The 21,030-nt window shown below is 30.9% G+C and carries 16 protein-coding genes and 1 tRNA gene; 14 read left to right on the forward strand and 3 right to left on the reverse strand.

Translation table 11 applies throughout. The features are described from left to right. Nucleotides 1-32: 32 nt before the first annotated feature. Nucleotides 33-1,328 (reverse strand): hypothetical protein, encoded by a 1,296-nt coding sequence (locus tag EHF_RS04070; RefSeq protein WP_044195521.1) that lies wholly within the window; start codon nucleotides 1,326-1,328, stop codon nucleotides 33-35. Nucleotides 1,329-1,567: 239 nt separating this feature from the next. On the opposite strand from EHF_RS04070, the gene EHF_RS04075 reads away from it, so the two are divergent. The 3 genes from EHF_RS04075 (at nucleotide 1,568) to ychF (ending at nucleotide 4,468) form a co-directional block, all read left to right on the forward strand. After that, entirely contained in the window at nucleotides 1,568-2,320 is a 753-nt protein-coding gene (locus EHF_RS04075; RefSeq protein ID WP_044195523.1) for an IspD/TarI family cytidylyltransferase, read from the forward strand. 230 nt (nucleotides 2,321-2,550) lie between these two features. Continuing rightward, nucleotides 2,551-3,072, forward strand: a complete 522-nt coding sequence (ispF, locus tag EHF_RS04080; protein ID WP_044195526.1) for a 2-C-methyl-D-erythritol 2,4-cyclodiphosphate synthase — start codon at nucleotides 2,551-2,553, stop codon at nucleotides 3,070-3,072. A gap of 307 nt (nucleotides 3,073-3,379) precedes the next feature. Beyond that, on the forward strand, nucleotides 3,380-4,468 hold the full coding sequence (ychF, locus tag EHF_RS04085) for a redox-regulated ATPase YchF (protein WP_044195529.1): 1,089 nt from the start codon (nucleotides 3,380-3,382) through the stop codon (nucleotides 4,466-4,468). A 520-nt stretch (nucleotides 4,469-4,988) separates the two neighbouring features. Here the strand turns inward: ychF and tldD are convergent. Then, nucleotides 4,989-6,392 (reverse strand): metalloprotease TldD, encoded by a 1,404-nt coding sequence (gene tldD / locus EHF_RS04090; protein WP_232228985.1) that lies wholly within the window; start codon nucleotides 6,390-6,392, stop codon nucleotides 4,989-4,991. 92 nt (nucleotides 6,393-6,484) lie between these two features. On the opposite strand from tldD, the gene EHF_RS04095 reads away from it, so the two are divergent. The 11 genes from EHF_RS04095 (at nucleotide 6,485) to purF (ending at nucleotide 19,364) form a co-directional block, all read left to right on the forward strand. Next, nucleotides 6,485-6,566, forward strand: a tRNA-Leu gene (locus EHF_RS04095). A gap of 32 nt (nucleotides 6,567-6,598) precedes the next feature. Further along, nucleotides 6,599-8,554 (forward strand): hypothetical protein, encoded by a 1,956-nt coding sequence (locus tag EHF_RS04100; RefSeq protein ID WP_044195535.1) that lies wholly within the window; start codon nucleotides 6,599-6,601, stop codon nucleotides 8,552-8,554. Between the two features lie 437 nt (nucleotides 8,555-8,991). Continuing rightward, entirely contained in the window at nucleotides 8,992-9,990 is a 999-nt protein-coding gene (locus tag EHF_RS04105; RefSeq protein WP_044195537.1) for a pyruvate dehydrogenase complex E1 component subunit beta, read from the forward strand. A 552-nt stretch (nucleotides 9,991-10,542) separates the two neighbouring features. Beyond that, complete coding sequence (locus EHF_RS04635; RefSeq protein WP_084475745.1) at nucleotides 10,543-10,977, forward strand: CopD family protein; 435 nt, start codon at nucleotides 10,543-10,545, stop codon at nucleotides 10,975-10,977. Between the two features lie 102 nt (nucleotides 10,978-11,079). Beyond that, the gene (locus tag EHF_RS04110) at nucleotides 11,080-11,661 is read left to right on the forward strand and encodes a thioredoxin family protein (RefSeq protein WP_044195540.1); all 582 of its coding nucleotides are present in this window, start codon (nucleotides 11,080-11,082) and stop codon (nucleotides 11,659-11,661) included. A 16-nt stretch (nucleotides 11,662-11,677) separates the two neighbouring features. After that, a complete protein-coding gene (locus EHF_RS04115; protein WP_044195543.1) occupies nucleotides 11,678-13,384 on the forward strand; it encodes a cation:proton antiporter domain-containing protein in 1,707 nt (568 codons plus the stop codon). A 617-nt stretch (nucleotides 13,385-14,001) separates the two neighbouring features. Further along, the gene (gene dapE / locus EHF_RS04120) at nucleotides 14,002-15,147 is read left to right on the forward strand and encodes a succinyl-diaminopimelate desuccinylase (protein WP_044195546.1); all 1,146 of its coding nucleotides are present in this window, start codon (nucleotides 14,002-14,004) and stop codon (nucleotides 15,145-15,147) included. 4 nt (nucleotides 15,148-15,151) lie between these two features. Beyond that, a complete protein-coding gene (locus EHF_RS04125; protein ID WP_044195549.1) occupies nucleotides 15,152-15,844 on the forward strand; it encodes a ComF family protein in 693 nt (230 codons plus the stop codon). Between the two features lie 663 nt (nucleotides 15,845-16,507). Further along, on the forward strand, nucleotides 16,508-17,140 hold the full coding sequence (locus EHF_RS04130; RefSeq protein ID WP_044195551.1) for a 50S ribosomal protein L25/general stress protein Ctc: 633 nt from the start codon (nucleotides 16,508-16,510) through the stop codon (nucleotides 17,138-17,140). A gap of 15 nt (nucleotides 17,141-17,155) precedes the next feature. Then, a complete protein-coding gene (pth, locus tag EHF_RS04135; RefSeq protein WP_044195554.1) occupies nucleotides 17,156-17,737 on the forward strand; it encodes an aminoacyl-tRNA hydrolase in 582 nt (193 codons plus the stop codon). Between the two features lie 238 nt (nucleotides 17,738-17,975). Further along, complete coding sequence (purF, locus tag EHF_RS04140; protein WP_044195939.1) at nucleotides 17,976-19,364, forward strand: amidophosphoribosyltransferase; 1,389 nt, start codon at nucleotides 17,976-17,978, stop codon at nucleotides 19,362-19,364. Between the two features lie 437 nt (nucleotides 19,365-19,801). On the opposite strand, the gene ygfZ is transcribed toward purF, so the two are convergent. After that, nucleotides 19,802-20,638 carry a CAF17-like 4Fe-4S cluster assembly/insertion protein YgfZ gene (ygfZ, locus tag EHF_RS04145; RefSeq protein ID WP_044195942.1) on the reverse strand — a complete coding sequence of 279 codons (837 nt, stop codon included), beginning with the start codon at nucleotides 20,636-20,638 and terminating at the stop codon, nucleotides 19,802-19,804. Nucleotides 20,639-21,030: the final 392 nt, after the last annotated feature.

The raw sequence follows: 21,030 nt of genomic DNA on the forward strand, positions 1-21,030 counted from the left end.
AAGAGTAAAAATATCACTCAAAAACACCCCGATTACTTACTTAGTGTATCATAAAATGATACATTCTGCAACCTTCCTACTACAACATCAGATGTAGCTACATTAATATCACAATCTATACTAGATGCTGTAGAAATACTATGTAATCTCTCAAGTTGCACAAAACACAATTTTAACATTACATCTTGTAATTTGAGTAACTGTGCAACAAGTACCGTATCCTTTTCTGAAATATTTTTTTTAAGCAAAGTTTCATCATTTTCTTGATTAACTACATCATGATCATGATCATTAAAAGCAGAAAATATACTCTTCATAACTTTCTGTATTTGTTTAGCTTTTTCCTTAACTACACTTTCAACTTCTTCTACCATATCCTTTTTCGGTATATACAATGTACTTGAGATAAAAGACTTTATAAAGCATACAATACTATATAACTCCTCAAACGAAGGACACTTGACCTCTTGCTTATTCAATTTCTGAAACATAGATTCAGCCTTAATCAAAACAGCATTTAACTCTTTCAGAGTACTACTATCCTTATCAAAAAGAGAACTCACGTCATTTTCTTGAGAAGATTTTATCATTCTAATAACAGTTGTTATTATAGTTAATATTCTCTCATAATAGCTCTTTGCTAGAATATCAATTTCATACCTTTGTTTACTTATTAACTTGCGTGTTTCCAATAAAACTTTTAATGTTTCTTCATTTCTAGTGAAAAAATTAGGATCGGATATAGGTAGTTTAGTGACTCGAGATATATCACTCTCTATATCTTTCAATTCTCTACATACTTCAAGCATTCTATGTCTATAATGTTTCATCAAATCTTGTATGTTTTTCTCAATCTTAACTCCAAGATCAGCTATATTATTAACACCATTATTAGTAAGTAAATCTTCTTGTTTTATGGATTCCAATCTATTTTTTTTCTCCAAGTAATCTGTGGCATTCAATAAATTCTCAAACGATTCATATTCTTGAGGTAGAGATCTAAGAGACTCGATATCGCTAGACATTACTTCGAAATCTACTTCATTCTTTTTTTTACTTATCACGTACCTTCTACAGAGTAAATATATCAATGCAATAGAAGATATAGCTACCAAACCTAGCGTAGTTAAAACAACATATAGAGGCTTTTTTTGTAAACATGTAACATCAAACAATATTATTAAAAACAACATATGGATCACAAGTACAACATTTATACGAAAATTTAATAAAAATAATTGCCTTGTTAATGATTTTTTACTATTATCCGAAATCACATACTTTCCTACACTAGAGAGTCTATCAGGAATCACCTTAAGTATTCTCATCTATTATACAATTCGATGTCATAAATGTGCCAATATATTTAATTTATAATATGTAGTAACTAAAATATTAACCTAATTGTATAGCAATTATTAATCTTTGTAAAGGATTATATTTCAGCATGTTAATAAAAATAAATTTAATTACACAACATTTATGTTGTGTAATTATAATAATATTATCTAAAATAAATAATCTTGAAAGAAAGTTTATAAACATCATATAAAAGAGCATTGAGTATATGCATAAGTTCATACTGTTAATTGTTGCAGCTGGTCACGGCAATAGGTTTAGGTCGGGTACCACTCCTAAACAGTATTATCCAATAGGTAATGACAACATACTTTGCAGTACAATCAACCACATGATCTCACATCCGAAGATTAGTCATGTAAAAGTAGTCATTAGGGAAAATCATCAACACCTATATAATAGCTGCTTACAAAAAATACAAAATAACAAATTATTACCACCTGTCTATGGAGGAAAAAGAAGGCAAGACTCTGTGCGTCTTGGATTAGAGAGTCTTCAAAGCATAAACCCACACTTTGTTATAATACATGACGCATGCCGTCCTTTTGTAGATTTAAAAATGCTAGATAGAATGGAATCAATACTAACGCATTATTCAGGAGTTATCCCAGTGCTCTCAATAATCGATACTGTTCACATAATACATGAAGACAACACTGTTATCAAAAACATAGATAGAAATACTATAAAATCAGTTCAAACGCCACAAGCATATAAATATAATGATATATTGCTATATCATAGAATTGCACATAATACTGAACCTAACAGGGAATTCCCAGATGAATCATCCCTCATGATAAACTACAATATTCCAATAATGACGATTGAAGGAGATTATAACAACTTTAAAATTACAACTATAGAAGATTTACACAGAGCAATCTTATATAGAGAATATATAAATTATGATGAGAACAACACTCTAAAACAACAACGTATTCATCTTTGTAAAATATAGTATAAGAATACCAGTTCGTTTTTAACTGAAATAAAAATCACTCATGAATCAACATATAAATAAACCAATGTTTAAGGTTGGAATAGGTTATGATGTACACAAATTTGATAATACACCCCATCACAACATCAATACATTCATTACAATATGCAGCATAAAAATCAATTTCATAATTGTAAAAATATAGTATAAGAATACCAGTTCGTTTTTAACTGAAATAAAAATCACTCATGAATCAACATATAAATAAACCAATGTTTAAGGTTGGAATAGGTTACGATGTACACAAATTTGACAATACACCCCATCACAACATCAATACATTCATTACAATATGCGGCATAAAAATCAATTTTCATAAAAAGATCATATCTCATTCAGATGGAGATGTAGGACTACATGCCTTAACAGATGCAATACTAGGAGCAATGGGATGCGGAAGTATAGGTCAGCACTTTCCAAATACAGATAATAAATGGAAAAATATCAAATCCGACTACTTTTTAATAGAAGCACAAAAAAAAGCACAAAAAAAAGGATATTCTATTTCAAATGCTGACATAACTATCATATGTGAACAACCAAAAATTATGCCTTATGCATTAGAAATGCAAGAACATATTGCATTTCTTATAAAGGCAGATCCATCATGCATTAACATCAAAGCAACAACTACAGAGAAACTAGGATTTCTTGGCAGAGAAGAAGGAATAGCTGCTCAGGCCATAGTTCTATGTTGTTTACAAAGTTAGTGATAGCATTATTTCTTATCAGTATAAATAAAACAACACTACATTTGACATGCAACATACTAATCACAACTTATAGTGTTCATATTCCCTCATATATAAACAAAAATCTATAAAAGTTAATAGTTAAAAGCATAAACATCACGTAACTTACAATGAAAATAAATAATACTATAGATTATTTCCCATTTTTCAAATTACAGCAAATGCAGTATAAAAACATTAACAAACATTTTCTTGTTATAATTTATGAGTACCATAAGTAAGTAATTAATGATACAATCTTAATTTACGATTATTGATTATTATTATGGGATTAAACTGTGGTATTGTTGGACTACCTAATGTAGGTAAGTCAACTTTATTTAATGCACTAACACAAACTATGATAGCAGAGGTTGCAAATTATCCATTCTGTACAATAGAGCCAAATATCGGCAAAGCAATAGTACAAGATCACAGATTAAAAACATTAGCAAAAATGGCATCCTCTAAAAAAATCATATATAATCAAGTAGAATGCGTTGATATTGCTGGATTAGTTAGTGGAGCAAGTCAGGGTGAAGGACTAGGAAATAAATTCTTAAGTCATATAAGAGAGGTAGATGCTATTATTCACGTACTACGATGTTTTGGAGATCAAAACATTAGTCATGTTAATCAAACTGTAGATCCAATAAGTGATGCAGAGATTGTAGAAATGGAGTTAATTCTAGCTGATATTGAAAGTTTAAAACGTCGTTTACCTGCAATGGAAAAGGCTGTAAAAGGTAATAAAGAACCAAGAAAAAAGTTAGACAGTATATTAGAAGTACTAAGTATCTTAGAAGCTGGAAATTTGGCAAAAAGTGCAACACATCTAGGTGATGATTTAAAACAATTACAACTTATTACAACAAAACCTATGATGTACGTATGCAATGTAGAAGAATCCAACGTTACCAGTGGTAATGCTTTGTCAGAAAAAGTAAGACTTATGGCAGAAAAAAAACACAATAAATTTTGTTGTATATCAGCAAAATTAGAAGCAGATGTATCAAGCCTAGAAACAGAGGAAGAAAAACAAATTTTTCTAACTGAATTTAACTTACAAGAATCCGGTACAACATCTGTAGTCAAAACAATGTATGATCTCCTAGATATGATCACATTTTTTACCTTGGGACCACAGGAAGCACGTGCTTGGCCAATAAAAAGATTTTCTACTGCTAGCACTGCCGCAGGCGTAATACACACTGACTTTGAAAAAGGATTTATAAAAGCAGAGCTCATTAATTTTGATGACTACATAAAATATAATGGAGAGGCAAAATGTAAAGAGGCTGGTAAGATCAGGTTTGAAGGAAGAGACTATGTAGTACAAGATGGAGATATAATACACTTTAGACACAATAAATAAACATTCATTCTATCCCTTTAATACTATTGTTAGTAATGTACATGGTTTTTACTATACTCTCATTACTATTAGGTGTTTTATATAATCTTACATTACTTATTCACAACACTATTACATTCATACACACAATTTTCTACCCTAATTTCTGAATTATTCATATACATACAATCCTACATTATAAACAACAAAATATCCTGCAAATTTATTATCACATGGATTAGTCATATCTAATTCTACTGGATCTATTGCTGGCACTTGGATACAATGGAAGTATTTCTATATAATATAACACATACCCAAATAGGATTACTACTTGGGAAAAAATCATAACTGATTAAACAGAGTCATATATATTAAGATCCTATAACTATAATCTCATATATATTTACCATATTAAAAATCAACTATACTAGATTATTTTAAATACTGAAAAAATACAAAAACTTGCCTTTCGCAATATAATATACTAATAATACGACCTTCAATATTATATAAACTCACACAGTTGTAATTTTCAAAATTAGATTTCTGTCCCACCAACAACAATACTATCTATTTTAATAGTTGGCTGTCCTACACCAACAGGTATATCTTGTCCATCTTTAGAACAAGTGCCAATCCCAGAATCAAGTTTCAAGTCATTTCCAATCATCGACACCTTTGTTAAAACATCAGGACCATTACCTATAATTGTAGCACCTTTGACAGGATGTGTAACTTTACCATCTTCTATCAAATAACCCTCAGAAGCTGAAAAGACAAATTTTCCAGATGTGATATCTACCTGTCCTCCAGAAAAGTGAACTGCATATATACCTTTTTTAACACTTGCAATTATTTCTTCTGGACAATAATTACCCGGCAACATATATGTATTTGTCATTCGTGGCATCACAACATCTTGATAACTTTGCCTACGCCCATTTCCAGTAGAAGTAGTACCCATAAGGTTAGCATTCATTTTATCTTGCATATAACTCACTAATATTCCATCCTGGATTAATACATTGTATCTTGATGGAACACCTTCATCATCTATATTAATAGAACCTCTGCGTCCTGGTATTGTACCATCATCAACAACAGTTACGCCCTTTGCTGCTACTTTTTTACCTATAGAATGTGAGAAAGCAGAAACTTGTTTCCTATTAAAATCCCCTTCTAATCCATGACCCACAGCTTCATGTAATAACACTCCTGGCCATCCGGGACCCAAAACCACTGTCATTTCACCAGCAGGAGTAGAAACTGATTCTAAATTAACTAACGCTTGACGTAATGCTTCATCAGCAACTATTTGCCATTTGCCATCACCAATAAATTCCCCATAGGAAGCTCTACCACCATGACCTGAAGAACCACTTTCTTTTCTTCCATTCTTTTCCAAAATAACAGACACATTAAATCTTACAAGTGGCCTAACATCATAAACTTTGTTACCATTAGGCAAAATAATATAAACTACTTGCCATTGTCCACTAAGAGAACTTTTCACTTGCTTTACATATGGACTTTTACTATGCAAGTAATCATCAACTTGTCGTAGAAGTTTTACTTTAAGATCAAAAGCCATATCTTGTAAAGGGTTGGTCTCAGGATATAGTAGAGGTTTTGTTTTGTTTAAATGTATAACCCCACCGTTATTACTATTGTTAATAGATTTTACTAAAGCTGCAGCATTTACTATTTCCTGCTCAGTAATCTCAGAAGAACAAACAAAAGTGGTCAATTCTTTACAAAACGATCTTAAACCAAATCCCTGATGTGAATTAAAATCTGCATATTTTAGAATTCCATTTTCAAAGCCAAGAGCTTCTGACACACACATTTCCAGAAACAATTCCCCACCATCTGCTACACATAAACAATCACTAACAATGTGATTTACAGTACTCTCATTAACTTGATTATGAGCAAGAAGCATCTGTTCTATTTTAGATATATCTACAACCATAAGATTTAATTTGATAAAATTAACATATTATAGTACAATTGTTAATAAATCAACTACTATATGCCCGAATGGCGGAACGGTAGACGCGCTAGCTTCAGGTGCTAGTAATTTCATATTGTGGAAGTTCAACTCTTCTTTCGGGCACTTATTTCTTTTATAATTTATTATTAGCTCATATGCTTACATCCTCAGAAACACAACAAAAACCTAATCCTATCAACCAGCAAGTTGCTAACGTCATCACAGAATTAGGAAAGTCAATCCTCCCAGAATTTTCGCACAGTATATCACACGAAATATTAGAAAAATCGCTAAAAATACACTATACATTAGATAACACAGAAGAGCTCAAACGCACTAATACAAGTAACATCTGTCAAGTTTTATGCAACTTTTTGCAATTTTACATTGTAGCAAACTTCATTTTCCCATATAACTCAGATTTACCTGCAGAGGACCTATTACTAACACAACAATTATTAAGTTTTAAAATACACATCAATAACACAACAGAAAGTATTCCAATATCAGCAACGAGAATTTTATCACAAATTTCTTTTGATAAAATAACAATTGTAACTCCATTAAAATCTGTTCTCCATAAGCTTATAGCTGGTGAATTAAAGCAACATTCTACAGTGTGCTTAAAGCAATCATTCACCTTATCTTTTAATGTTACATTCAATATATCATTTGACATAGAAAAATTAAACCATTATCTAACTACTAACTTGCCTGTCATAAGGGACATATCACAACTTCATTACTTTCTAAACTTATACAACACATCCCCAATAACGAATATATTTCCTGAAGCTCAACCAACAGACCTTAAATTAGCTGTACTTCATACTAGAAATCCACAAAGTAGAACATCGAATGATCAAATATCACCATGCCTAATAACATCCACTACACTGCCTACAATGTTCATTAAACATTTATGCAACACTCAATACAATAATTCTGACACAACATATTATCAAGTAGCTCATCAAAAATTAAATACACTACCCAATCCGCAAGAATGTTCTTTAAAATATCATAATCAATCCACAACAAACAAACATACAGCAATTTATAAAGTAAATTTTAATAGTTTTACAGAAGAAAAGTTTTGTAAACAAGTATCCAGCTATGCGAATCTTTTCAGTAGTTTATATGAAAAACAACACTTGAAACTATCAATAGAATTTTCACCAAAAGAAGAAACAAAAGCCGAACTTGCAGTTAACTCAACGGCAGAATCTTGTTCCTCAAAGTCCTACCCCTTAGATTCTAATACTGAGACTGAGATCAGGGAAATATTATTTAGTATGTGTGATATACTTGAGTCAAATTTTGTCTCACGGATGTTTTTTAAAAAACGTACTGACACCAGAATTCACAGCACACTTAGTCAATACAACATATACTTACACATAACTCCTAGCAAGAGTATATCAAAAAGCACCCTACCAACTATACAAACTTCTCCATCTGCTACACAAGCTGATTCAAAAACCAAACCACAAACTGAACTTACACAAGATACAGAATTAACAACATCATCTCTTGATAAACAAATATCCCAAATAAGCCAAGAAATCAGATTAAAAGAAAAAGCAACACACACATTACCAGATCCCACCACTAAAACATCTAGTCAGACACAACCTTCTACTTCACACGCTGTAACACCAATAACAAGAGCCTCTTCTATAGAAGCAAACCTACAAGAGAAATGTGAATCCTTCCCTTCTATCCCCCAAACAAGTAATTATACAAAAACAGCACAACAAGGCATACCTACATTGAGAAAAGTTACAAAATCTTCCCAGACAAATAAACTAATAAATAAAGATCACTATAAGAAAAATATGATTTTTGCTGTTATAGGCATTAGTCTATTCACAGCATCTATCATTCTAGTATACTATGCACTTAGTAATAGGTTTCTTGCAAATTATACAGACATAACAAAAATTAATCAGGTAGTGATGGTAGGTATTTTGTGTCTTGGTATAATAGCACTTATAGGAACTATATCATACTATCATATTAAAGCCCCTAATACCCTTGTAGAAAATACTACAAGTGATATTCAACAACATCACAATAAACAAAGCATGAGTAAAAATAACGTTATATAACATGTTAATTTATACGCACATATAAACGATATCGATGTGTCCTAAATTATATATTTTAATTTCTTCCGACTATTACAATTTTATTAAGTATATCTTAAATATATATAACTAATATATGTTAATCCTCATATACATTACATATTCAAAAACATCGACGTCATTCCTACTTTAATATAATTTTTTAATTCATTTAGCCCTGATTGTAGTACAAATAATATAACAAGCTTCATACTTTATATTACACAATTAATATTCAAATTATGGAAACTGAATTTATAAGTAATAGCAAATTATTTATCTAATGTAAGGATATGCAGTCACTATTCGTCTTGCTTGCCTATTTTTCTTAAATAAATACCATACAAGCAAACAATATTGTTTGCATATGTACTTTTTTACATATAATTATTCAAGGCTGTTATCAAGATTGCTAAATTATGAAAAATTTAACTGTACGAGAAGCATTATGTGAAGCAATGCGTGAAGAAATGGAACGTGACCATACAGTATTAATCATGGGAGAAGAAGTAGGGGAATATCAAGGTGCATACAAAGTAACTCAAGGGTTACTTAACCAATTTGGATCTGACCGAGTCATAGATACTCCAATCACTGAACACGGGTTTACTGGAATAGGAGTAGGCGCTGCATTCGCCGGATTAAAACCTATTGTGGAATTCATGACTTTTAACTTTGCTATGCAAGCAATAGATCAAATTATCAATTCAGCAGCTAAAACCAGTTATATGTCTGGAGGACAATTGAATTGCCCTATTGTATTTAGAGGTCCTAATGGAGCAGCTGCAAGAGTAGGAGCACAACACTCTCAATGTTATGCTTCATGGTATGCACATATTCCGGGATTGAAAGTAATATCTCCATATTTTGCAGCAGATTGCAAAGGTCTATTAAAGGCCGCTATAAGAGATTTAAACCCTGTCATATTCCTTGAAAATGAGATCGCATATGGGCATGAGCACGAAGTATCAGATGAAGTATTAACATCGGATTATATAATTGAAATTGGTAAAGCTGCTATAGTTAAGAAAGGAACTGATATTACAATAACAGCATTTTCTCTACAAGTTAAACTTGCACTAGAAGCAGCAGAATTCTTAGAGAAAGAAGGTATAAACGCAGAAGTTATAGACCTAAGAACCTTACGTCCTCTTGATACAGAAACAATATTACGCTCTATAAAAAAAACAAATAGAATTATTAGTATAGAAGAAGGTTGGCCATATTCAGGAATAGGATCTGAGATAGCTGCATTAATCATGGAACATGCCTTTGACGATTTGGATGCTCCAATGATAAGAATAACTGGAAAAGATGTTCCATTACCTTATGCTACAAACCTTGAAAGGTTAGCATTACCACAAGTTGAAGACATACTAGAGGCAGCACGTACTTTATGTATCCGTAATTATCGATAAATATTATAGCTATTAAAGTATCACTTCTTAATTATTTTTTACTATTTTAGGCTCTTCTGTTTTTACAATCAAATCTCAGAATTACTATATTCAAAGAATGCACTTTATCTTAACAAATCGATACTACTATAATCTATGGTATTTTTATATAATAAGTTAAGAGTCAAGAATTTTATCAATTCACAATAAAACCATATTTTGAAAGCTTATTACAAAAAACTCTACATAAGTCAAATCTTTTTTCATTTTTATGTAATAAATTTTTTAAAATATTTTTTATAATATTAAATACTATTCATGTTTTAGCAACATAAAACCTAAAAAACTATATACCACCGATACTAAAATCAAAAATATATATCCTTACCTACAAATCTCAATTATAAATTGGAATAATTAAGTATTTAAAAGTCGCTTTTATAAATATATTTATTTAAAAAGTCATGGTTTTATGAAATAAGATAAAAACTTACATATCTATTGTAAATATTCTAATTGTATCCTGGAAAAGATAATATATACTTAAAAGAGTTTTCATATACTGATTTTATAATGATAGATTACGAACACTGGATTGAAGCATTTCATATAATATCAATCGTTACCTGGATGGCTGGTATGTTATATCTACCTAGATTATATGTATATCACGCTCAAGTTGCCCTACATTCTGATAGCTACAATCTACTTAACACCATGGAGAAAAGGCTATTATTCTACATAATCAACCCAGCTATGGTCTCTAGTATAGTTCTTGGTATAATTTTATCCTTCATTACAGAAGCATACTACTTTTTATGGTTCAAGATAAAAGTGACATGTGTCATACTAATGTTTATAATACACATTATGTTATTTAAACATAGAAGAGACTTTATCACAAAAAATAACACCAAATCTTCATTATACTTCAAGTGTCTTAATGAGTTAGTGACCTTATTAATAATGGTTATCGTAATTATGGTTGTAGTAAAACCCTTTATGTAATTTTAGTCAAAATCAATATAATTAAATTTGACTTTAAAAGATTGTATTCTACAATTAAAGTAGGATGCAGGTTTGCTTATTTATAGTTTGGAAATGTAGTTTATGGTAGCGCTCAATACCCCTCCAGTAAATAAAAAGTTCATTGCAAGGGATTTTTTATTAAAATCTATAGATGGCAATCTATATAGTTTAGGTAGCTGTCATAAAGGCAGTGGGCTATTGATAATGTTTATATGTAATCACTGTCCTTACGTTAAGACAATAATAAACAATTTAGTGTATGACGTTAATGTGCTAAAGAATAATTATAATATCTATAGTGTAGCAATTATGCCAAATGATACCACTACTTATCCAGAGGATTCATACGAAAACATGATCAAGTTTGCTCAAGAATATAGTATTGATTTCCCATATTTAATAGATGAAAACCAAGTAATTGCAAGGAGTTACGGTGCTGTATGTACGCCTGATTTTTTCGGATTCAACAATAAATTAGAATTGTGTTACAGAGGAAGATTTGATGCTTCAGGAAGAAATCAAGTGAATAGTAAGCAAGAAGATAGAGACCTATTCAATGCTATGAAATTCATTGCACAGACAGGTAAATCACCTGAAAACCAAAAACCAAGTATTGGTTGTTCCATAAAATGGAAATCTCAAGATTATAAGTTTGTCACCTAATTTTTAAGAGATTTCTATGCATGATTCTAAGTACTTATTAGATATAATTACTCTCCTTTCAGCAGCTATAGTAATAGTTATTCTATTCTGGAAATTGAATATTAGCCCTGTACTAGGGTACTTTGTTGCAGGTACTCTTATAGGATCACATGGCCTAAATCTAGTAGAATCATCTGTAATTATACAGAATCTTGGAGAGTTTGGAGTAGTTTTTCTGTTATTTTTAATAGGGATTGAGCTCACATTTGAAAGATTAATTGCCATGCGATTGCATGTCTTTGGCTTTGGAACTCTACAAGTTATAGTAACAGCACTAGCAATATGGTACATTTCAAACAAGTTCGGGGTAGATTCCAAAGGATCTATTATAATAGGAGGCGCTTTAGCCCTTTCCTCAACAGCAATAGTGTTACAAGTACTACAAGAAAAGGGGTACCAATCAACTCAGGTTGGTAGATTATCAATAGCCGTGTTATTATTACAAGATTTTGCAGTTGTTCCGTTAATTGTGTTATTACCCTTATTAACAGGAGAATCACATCATAGTATACCTGTATCATTACTATACTCTTTCATAAAAGCAGCAATTGCTTTAACTTTAATCTTTATTACAGGAAGATTATTACTCAGGCCTTTATTTAACACTATTGCAGCAATGAAAAGCAATGAGATTTTCATAGCAACAACATTATTGATCGTTTTAGGCGCAGCTTTTATAACAGAAAATTTTAATTTATCAATGGCATTAGGAGCGTTTGTCTCAGGGCTTCTTGTTGCAGAAACTGAGTATAGACACGACGTGGAACAAGTTGTTCTCCCATTCAAAAGGCTACTATTAGGATTATTTTTTATGACAGTAGGGATGTCAATTGACATCAAGTTTGTACTCAACAAACTACCTATAATAACATTAGCCTCTATATCTCTAATAGCACTTAAGTCTTTTATAATCTTTATATTATGTAGGTTCTTCAGATTTCAACTAGCAGCAGCCCTACAAGCTGGGTTATTGCTATCTCAAGGTGGAGAGTTTGCTTTTATCTTATTTGGCCTTGCAGCAGAGAAAAACGTACTGTCTAGTGATCTAGCACAAACTCTTATGATGATCACAACAGTAACCATGGCTTTCACCCCATTGTTAGCAACATTAGGAGACTGGATATCAAAATTAATTACTAAAAAGAAAATATCTTTAAATTCTCAAGAGCTTACTTTAGATACAAAAGACCTTGATCAACATGTGATAGTAGTAGGTTTTGGAAGAGTGGGACGTATGGTTGCAAAAGTACTAGTTGCTGAACATGTAAATTACATTGCATCCGATATTCAACCCAAAATCGTTAAAGACGGAATAGATGAAGGATTTCCTGTGTATCTTGGGGATTTGACAAAATTAAATACTTTACAGTCTATGGCAATATCACGGGCTCGGATGATAATCGTAGCAATTAACAATGAAGTTACTATAAAAAAGATTATTTCCCTAGTTGCAAAGAATTTCCCACACATAATAATCATCGTAAGATTACCTGATTTAAGTAATGTTGAAATATACAAAGAGCTTGGAGCACACTATTTAATTCCCGAAACTTATGAAGTAGGATTACAGCTAGGTGCTGTAGCGTTAAGCAACACTGGATTTAGCAGCCATGCCATTTCTTTGTTAAAAGATAGGTTTAGAATGGTAAATTATGATGCAGTAACAAATAAAGAAGATGAATAACCCATTTCCATGACTAACTATTGAAATAATGATAGCCTATTTTACCTGATAAAAGGGCTATATATGTATGTTTAGAATAAGGAACAATGTTTAATCAGAAATAATTATTTAATTTTGAAATCCAAAGTTACAATTTTTCTAATACCCTCTTTACAAATATTTTACATAGACAATATCATAACAACACTAGATATTACTAGAACCTTTATATAAATACTATTATGTTAAAATAAAGCATTTATTTTTAGAATACTAGGTATTTTCTAACACTAAACAAATATCAATCTTTGGCCATACAACCAAATCCACATGCAATGACTTAACAATTAGCATTTAAACGCAAAAAGTTAAGTTTATAGATTACATACAAGCTTATAGCACACTTAAAAACTATACTAGACTTAATGAACTCATTATAAGCCCACCCATAGATTGTTCAATCCATATGCAATGACTTAACAATTACTATTTGACTCAAAGAGTAATTTATAAATTACACACAAAACTATAGTAACATATCAAGTACTATGGACCAACGAACATATTACAATGCAAATATTGAAAATTGACTATAACAATGTATAATGAGCGGATACTTCATTGCATAAGGTTTATCCATGATCATTGACCCAGTAGCATTATCTCAAACATTAATATCCTTTCCTAGTATTAGTCCAACAGATAATGGTGCTATAGATTTTTTATCAAACACGTTATCACAGTACGGGTTTACATGTCATGTTTTAACTTTTGGAAATGATGAAATACAAGTACGTAATTTATATGCACAACTAGGAACTGAGTCACCAAATCTATGTTTTGCAGGACATACAGATGTAGTGCCAACAGGAGATCTGAAAAAATGGAAATTTGATCCTTTTTCTGGACATATAGAAGATAATATCATCTATGGACGTGGAGCTGTTGATATGAAATCTGCCATATGTGCCTTTATAGCAGCAGTATCAAGATTGGATTTTAATCAAGTGAATGGTTCTATTAGTCTCATGATTTCTGGGAATGAAGAAGGGAAATATTTTGATTATGGAACACCAGCAATATTAAAATGGTTAACTGATAATCACAAAAAAATTGATTATTGTTTGGTTGGAGAGCCAACTAGTCAATCATTTGTCGGAGACACTATAAAAATAGGTCGTAGGGGATCAATCGATTTCAAGATAGTGTGCAATGGAATACAAGGACATGTTGCCTATCCACATTTTGCAGAAAATCCAGTAAATAATATGATCAATATTTTGTATAAAATAAACAATACAGTCCTTGATAATGGAAATGAATATTTTCAACCTTCAAATTGTGAAATTACGTCAGTTGACGTCGGTAATACAGCAGGTAACGTTATTCCAGAGACAATTACTGCTCACCTCAACATTAGATATAATAACATACACACTTCCGATTCAATATTTAATATAGTTAATAATATTTGTGCTGAAACAACACAAAAATACCAACTGTTTACATTAGTATCTGGAGAACCATTCATCAATTATCCAAGTAAATATTCTGACATGTTATCTACAGCTATAAAAAAAGTAACTGGAGAAAACACAGTAATAAGCACATCTGGTGGAACCTCGGATGCAAGATTTATAAAAGATTTCTGCCCTGTAATTGAATTAGGATTAAAAAATGACACTGCGCATAAAATAAATGAAAATACATCTGTAAATGACATAAATAAGCTTAGTAACATATATGAAGAGTTCATAAGACAGTTTTTTAATCTATCTCAATAACTAGGTGCTAAATAAGATTTTAAATACAATTTTTCCTAAAACATGTGCAAATTGTGGATATGTAATTCCTGATGATTATGACTTATGCAGCACATGTAAAGGTAACATAGATTTTTTATCTGGTAACTATTGCACCGCATGTGGATGCAGTTTACCAGATGAGGTATCAATATGTGGAAAGTGTATAACTAACCCACCAAAATTTACAAAATTAGAATCCGTATTTGCATATAATAAGTATAGTAAAAACATGATTTTAAACCTGAAATTCTCTGACAACACATTACATGTAAAAACCTATGGAAAGTGGATGTATAATAAAAATTCAGGCTTATTTAACAACGTTACTACTATAATACCCGTCCCCATACACAAAAAAAGGCTGTGGAAAAGAAAATATAATCAAGCCACACTTCTTGCAAAAGCTTTAAGTAAACATTGTAATATACCTTTAGAAATTTTTGCACTAAAAAGAATTGTAGATACAATACCACAATATAGTCTATCTAGTAAAATGAGAGAAAAAAACATTACAAAATCCTTTATAGTACAAAATCAACATCTAATTGATAACAAGACTATACTACTTGTTGATGATGTGATTACAACTGGAATAACAGCTAGAGTTTGTACACATAAACTTGTAGAATCAGGTGCAAAAGAAGTTAGAGTGATTACATTAGCCAGAACACTATAGCAATTTCTAAGGTATGACTCCACATTCTCATAGCAAAAAATTAAAATATCTCACTATATTAAATTTTGCTTACATTGCTTTATCTTACATATTATAGAAATTGCATTATTTACTACTGCTAACGTAAGTTGTTACTTAAATTAATAAGACACAAAAAACTTTGATTTACAATCTAACTGCTATTTTCATAATCAAAGCCCAGACACACAATTGCACATATTTTTCATATTAGAAATCATTCACATGTTACAAATGCAAATTAATGAGTTATAAAAAATTTTGAATTGGTATATTAAGTATAAGCTTTTAGTTGTCATAGGCAAAAACCTATACATATAACTAATAAAATCCCAGCTTATACATATACAAGAAATACATTACTTCAGTACTTACTATACACAAAATTCATTTTATTCACCCTATACTGCATTATTCAAATATTAGAATTTAACTTCACTATATACAAACTACATAATGCTATCTCCATAGCACTTACTAAAATCGCGAACATATTCTAACCTAAAAAACCTTAATACCTCCCTACTAATCAGTATTGAATAAAAAGACAATATAGTAATTTTTATATTGCAATATCATCTTAATATGGTAAGAATATAAGATTCAGAGATATTAAATCAAAAAAGTTTTCAAAAGGATTTTTTAATGACAGATCAAGGTATAGTTAAAATTAATGCAAGCTTAAGGAAAGATGTAGGTACAGGTCCTTCACGCGCACTAAGACTCAGCGGAGAAATACCAGCAGTAATATACGGTAAAGATCGCGACTCCCTAAGTGTATCTTTATCGGACAGAGAGTTTTTAAGTAAGTATAGATCTGCCGCTCTGTCAACACATCTGATTGAACTTGAAATAGATAATAAGAAAGAATACGTACTAATGCGTGATGTGCAAAAACATCCAGTAACTGACAGAATACAACATGTGGATTTTCAGTTTATTGATTATGGGGTGGAAATAAAGATAGAAGTACCTTTAATATTTACAAATGAGCAAAAATGTATAGGCATTAAGAGAGGTGGAGTGTTAAATATATTACATCGCACCTTATCTATAAAGTGTTCTCCCAACGCTATATTACAAAATATAGAAATAGATTTATCTGATTTAACTGCAGGACACTCTATACACGTAAGTGATTTAAATCTTCCTCCAGAAGTAAACGTTGTAATGAAGGAACATAATCCAGCAATAGTAACAATTTCTAGCGCAAGTACGGAAAAAGAAAGTGAAAGCAATCAGGAATCTACATCTACTGCTCCATCATCAGAACATTAATCTGTTAAGGTCCTTATGTTCCACTTGTTAGCTGGGTTAGGTAATCCTGGCAAAAAGTATGAACTAACCCGCCATAATGTTGGGTTTATGATTGTAGATGCAGTGGCAAAAAAATTTCATTTCCCAGACTTTAGAGAAAAAAATGATGTACTAATATCAACTGGCAATGTTGAATCACATAAAGTTATTCTTGTAAAACCTTGGGCATTTATGAATAACTCAGGAGCTCCTATTCTGAGCATAGTCAGTTTATATAAGATTCCACTAGACAATATAATAATTCTTCACGATGAAGTAGAAATAGACTTTTGTACTATAAGAGTTAAAAAAAATGGCGGTAATGCTGGACACAACGGCCTTAAATCAATCGATAGCTTACTCGGTAAAGATTATTGGAGAGTAAGATTTGGCATTGGACATCCTAAACACAAGATGGATTTATCATGCTATGTTTTATCTCGCTTTCATAATCTCAATGCCGTAAGTAATACTGTATCCTACGTAGCAGAACACATTACATTACTTTTAGAAAACGACCACCTAACATTTATGGAAAAATTCAAAAATCTTCCAAAATATGAAGACATTTTAACATAATACATTTAGTATTGTGACTTTCTATTAGTATCCAAATCATAACATAATAAACAGCCTTTTATCTTACTTTCAATTGTATAGCTAAAACATATTTAATATTGCAAAACACTCTTATATCATAAAAATTTTATTACTTACACTACCATACTACAACTACAACAATAATTTATAGATAATTTATTAAAGTTTCTGCATTTCTATGTTAAAATATCAGTTAATAACTTCTATTTTACTAACTATGCAATTTAACGAAATATACGAAGAATGCGGAGTATTTGCAATACAAAATAACAATCACGCTGCTGTCAATTGCATTTTAGGATTACATGCACTCCAACACAGAGGACAAGAATCATTTGGCATAGTAACATCAGAAGACAACAAGCTTTATTGTCACTATTCGAATAAACAAGTTAACAGCATATTTAATCAACAGCCAAAGATAGATTCTCTATTAGGAGAAACTGCAATTGGACATATACGTTACTCCACAAGTGGAAGTAAAGTCGGTGTTCAACCAATAACTTTAGATTGTAAATTTGGGAAACTAGCAATAGCTCATAATGGTAACCTTATCAATGCAGTACAGATAAGAAAACTCCTTACTGAAAGAGGATGTATATTTTCATCAGATATTGATACAGAAGTAATCGCACACTTAATTGCTATTAATACACAAGATACCTTATTAAACAACATCATCGACGCATTAAAGACTATCAAAGGAGCATATTCTTTAATAATATTAATAAACGGCACCATAATATGCTGTCGTGATCCAGCCGGAATTAGACCGCTAGTACTAGGTATACTAGATAATTCATACATTGTAGCTTCAGAAACTTGCTCTTTAGATATAGTTGGAGCACAATTTGTAAGAGATGTATTACCAGGAGAATTCATTACAATTGATAAAAACAACTCTTTAATAAGTTCTTTTCCATTTAAAAAACAAAAATCAAGTTTTTGTATTTTCGAATATGTATATTTCGCACGACCAGATAGTATAATAGGAAACAAGTCTATATATGAAATACGCAAAAACATAGGCAAAGAACTAGCAATAGAGTATCCTGCCCCGAAAGATACACATATGGTAGTACCAGTACCAGACTCTGGAGTACCAGCTGCATTAGGATTTGCAGAATACACAAAAATACCTTTTGAATTTGGAATCGTTAGAAATCATTACATAGGCAGAACTTTTATCCAACCTAATGATTACATTCGTAGCATGGGAGTGAAGCTAAAACATAATGCTAATTCTTCCATTTTAAAAGACAAAATAATAATCCTAATAGACGATAGCCTTGTCAGAGGCACAACATTAAAAAGCATAATAACATTACTACATAAAGCAGGAGTTAAACAAATACACTTAAGGATCTCTAGTCCACCAACCGTAAACTCTTGTTTTTACGGAATAGATACTCCAGAAGAATCAAAATTAATAGCTAATAGGTTATCACAATCAGAAATTAAAGACACCCTTGGTTGTGACAGTCTATACTTTCTAAGTATAGATGGTCTGTATAAGGCAATATGCAATACAAAACGCAATAATACCCTACCTCAATATTGTGATGCTTGTTTTACTGGAGATTACCCCATAGGAAAAATGGAATAGCAGGTTCTTACTAAGGCAAAAGTACATTTTAAACCATATTGCCATAAAACCATGATAATAATTCTCTATTAATTACTTATTGTGATGCTTGTTTTACTGGAGATTACCCCATAGGAAAATGGAATAGCAGATTCTTATTAAGGCAAAAGTACATTTTAAGCCATATGGCCATAAAACCATGACAATAATTCTCTACTAATTACTTCCTTATGAAATGAAAATAACTTAGACTTATAGGATTACTCAAGGAATAAAGGCTATTTTCTATACATACACACAATTCTTATAGCAAAGTTAGTCATAGATCTTATTTCAAAAAATCAGCTAGCCTTCCATAATTACAAGTAACTCATTTATCTTATCAATTCACAAAAACACTACAGTTATATACCCTATAAAAGTAATTTACAAAAAGCAGGAATATAATAGGAACTATATTAACTGAGCAGAACCTTAACTTTAACACTACCAATCTCTAAATTACACAAATCATTCCTTGAATTAATATTCAATAAACACAATCCTATATTACCAACATGAGATAACAATTTACCTATTTCTTGTTGATCACACATAACTTTTGTATCACAAAAAGATTCATGCTCAGAAACCACAGTATATATATTTTTCTTTATTCCAGCACGATACATACGTGCTACCGTTTCTTGTCCTATATAACAGCCCTTATTGAAATCAATTGCATTCAACTGTTCCATCCTAAACTGTAAAGGAAATGAAGTACCTTTTATCATATCCTTACTACAATCTGGAACAGTATTACTAATCCTTAATAGTTCATAATCTTCATATTCCCCAACACTATATTTTAGGTCACTAAACATTTCATTCGACTCATCGAATATTACACGCAAGCCTAGTTTAGACAATCTAGGATCCTGAAAGAATACAGCATCATTTTCACAATAAGTATATCCACATTCACTTTTATCATGATGCTCTCCAATAAACACTCCAACTTTGTAGTGTTTTTTTTCCTTAATTGTTATTTTTAACTGTAATTTATATAATAAAAACCTTTGTATAATTTCTTCCTTCTGTGTACTACAGCAATCTAACAATACATATTTTCCGTATTGAACAACAAAGAAATCATACATATATCTACCACTAGGGTTTAAAAGCAGAGAATAGAGAGATTTATTCTGACTCAGATTTAAAATGTTATTTGTTGTAGTTTGATTTAGTAGTTGCTTAGCAGCCATACCCTGGAAGACTATAATACTTCTATTAGGCAAAATTATAAATTTGCTCATACCCCTCCATACTTTCATTACTCAAACTTTTAATCCAATTCTGGCTATAAAAAGTAACCATGCAATTATTAATTCGTGTTATTATTAAATTTAACACATACCTGTTCATATAATACTATCCTTGATTCAAATAAAACTGTTCTTATTATTCTATATACTATTACTACATATAAACATCAAACTAGTTTGTTATCTGCTTCACTATCATATCTTCTACAAATAGATTTTAAGGTTACTCCACTTACAGTGATACATAATGTGTTATCTAAAAACTATCCTATATTACTATTGAGGAAGAAGCAACTTAACCATTCTTACAATTCCAGGCTGTTCTAAAAGAATAGAATCTAACAACATATTTGAATTTTCACATCCATAATAATATAACTACA

This window comes from Ehrlichia japonica (assembly GCF_000632845.1).
GTDB lineage: Bacteria > Pseudomonadota > Alphaproteobacteria > Rickettsiales > Anaplasmataceae > Ehrlichia > Ehrlichia japonica.

Coding starts and splice junctions, on each gene's coding strand:
- EHF_RS04070 (WP_044195521.1), bottom strand. CDS start 1,328: ATGAGAATACTTAAGGTGATTCCTGATAGACTCTCTAGTGTAGGAAAG.
- EHF_RS04075 (WP_044195523.1), top strand. CDS start 1,568: ATGCATAAGTTCATACTGTTAATTGTTGCAGCTGGTCACGGCAATAGG.
- ispF (WP_044195526.1), top strand. CDS start 2,551: ATGAATCAACATATAAATAAACCAATGTTTAAGGTTGGAATAGGTTAC.
- ychF (WP_044195529.1), top strand. CDS start 3,380: ATGGGATTAAACTGTGGTATTGTTGGACTACCTAATGTAGGTAAGTCA.
- tldD (WP_232228985.1), bottom strand. CDS start 6,392: ATGCTTCTTGCTCATAATCAAGTTAATGAGAGTACTGTAAATCACATT.
- EHF_RS04100 (WP_044195535.1), top strand. CDS start 6,599: ATGCTTACATCCTCAGAAACACAACAAAAACCTAATCCTATCAACCAG.
- EHF_RS04105 (WP_044195537.1), top strand. CDS start 8,992: ATGAAAAATTTAACTGTACGAGAAGCATTATGTGAAGCAATGCGTGAA.
- EHF_RS04635 (WP_084475745.1), top strand. CDS start 10,543: ATGATAGATTACGAACACTGGATTGAAGCATTTCATATAATATCAATC.
- EHF_RS04110 (WP_044195540.1), top strand. CDS start 11,080: ATGGTAGCGCTCAATACCCCTCCAGTAAATAAAAAGTTCATTGCAAGG.
- EHF_RS04115 (WP_044195543.1), top strand. CDS start 11,678: ATGCATGATTCTAAGTACTTATTAGATATAATTACTCTCCTTTCAGCA.
- dapE (WP_044195546.1), top strand. CDS start 14,002: ATGATCATTGACCCAGTAGCATTATCTCAAACATTAATATCCTTTCCT.
- EHF_RS04130 (WP_044195551.1), top strand. CDS start 16,508: ATGACAGATCAAGGTATAGTTAAAATTAATGCAAGCTTAAGGAAAGAT.
- pth (WP_044195554.1), top strand. CDS start 17,156: ATGTTCCACTTGTTAGCTGGGTTAGGTAATCCTGGCAAAAAGTATGAA.
- purF (WP_044195939.1), top strand. CDS start 17,976: ATGCAATTTAACGAAATATACGAAGAATGCGGAGTATTTGCAATACAA.
- ygfZ (WP_044195942.1), bottom strand. CDS start 20,638: ATGAGCAAATTTATAATTTTGCCTAATAGAAGTATTATAGTCTTCCAG.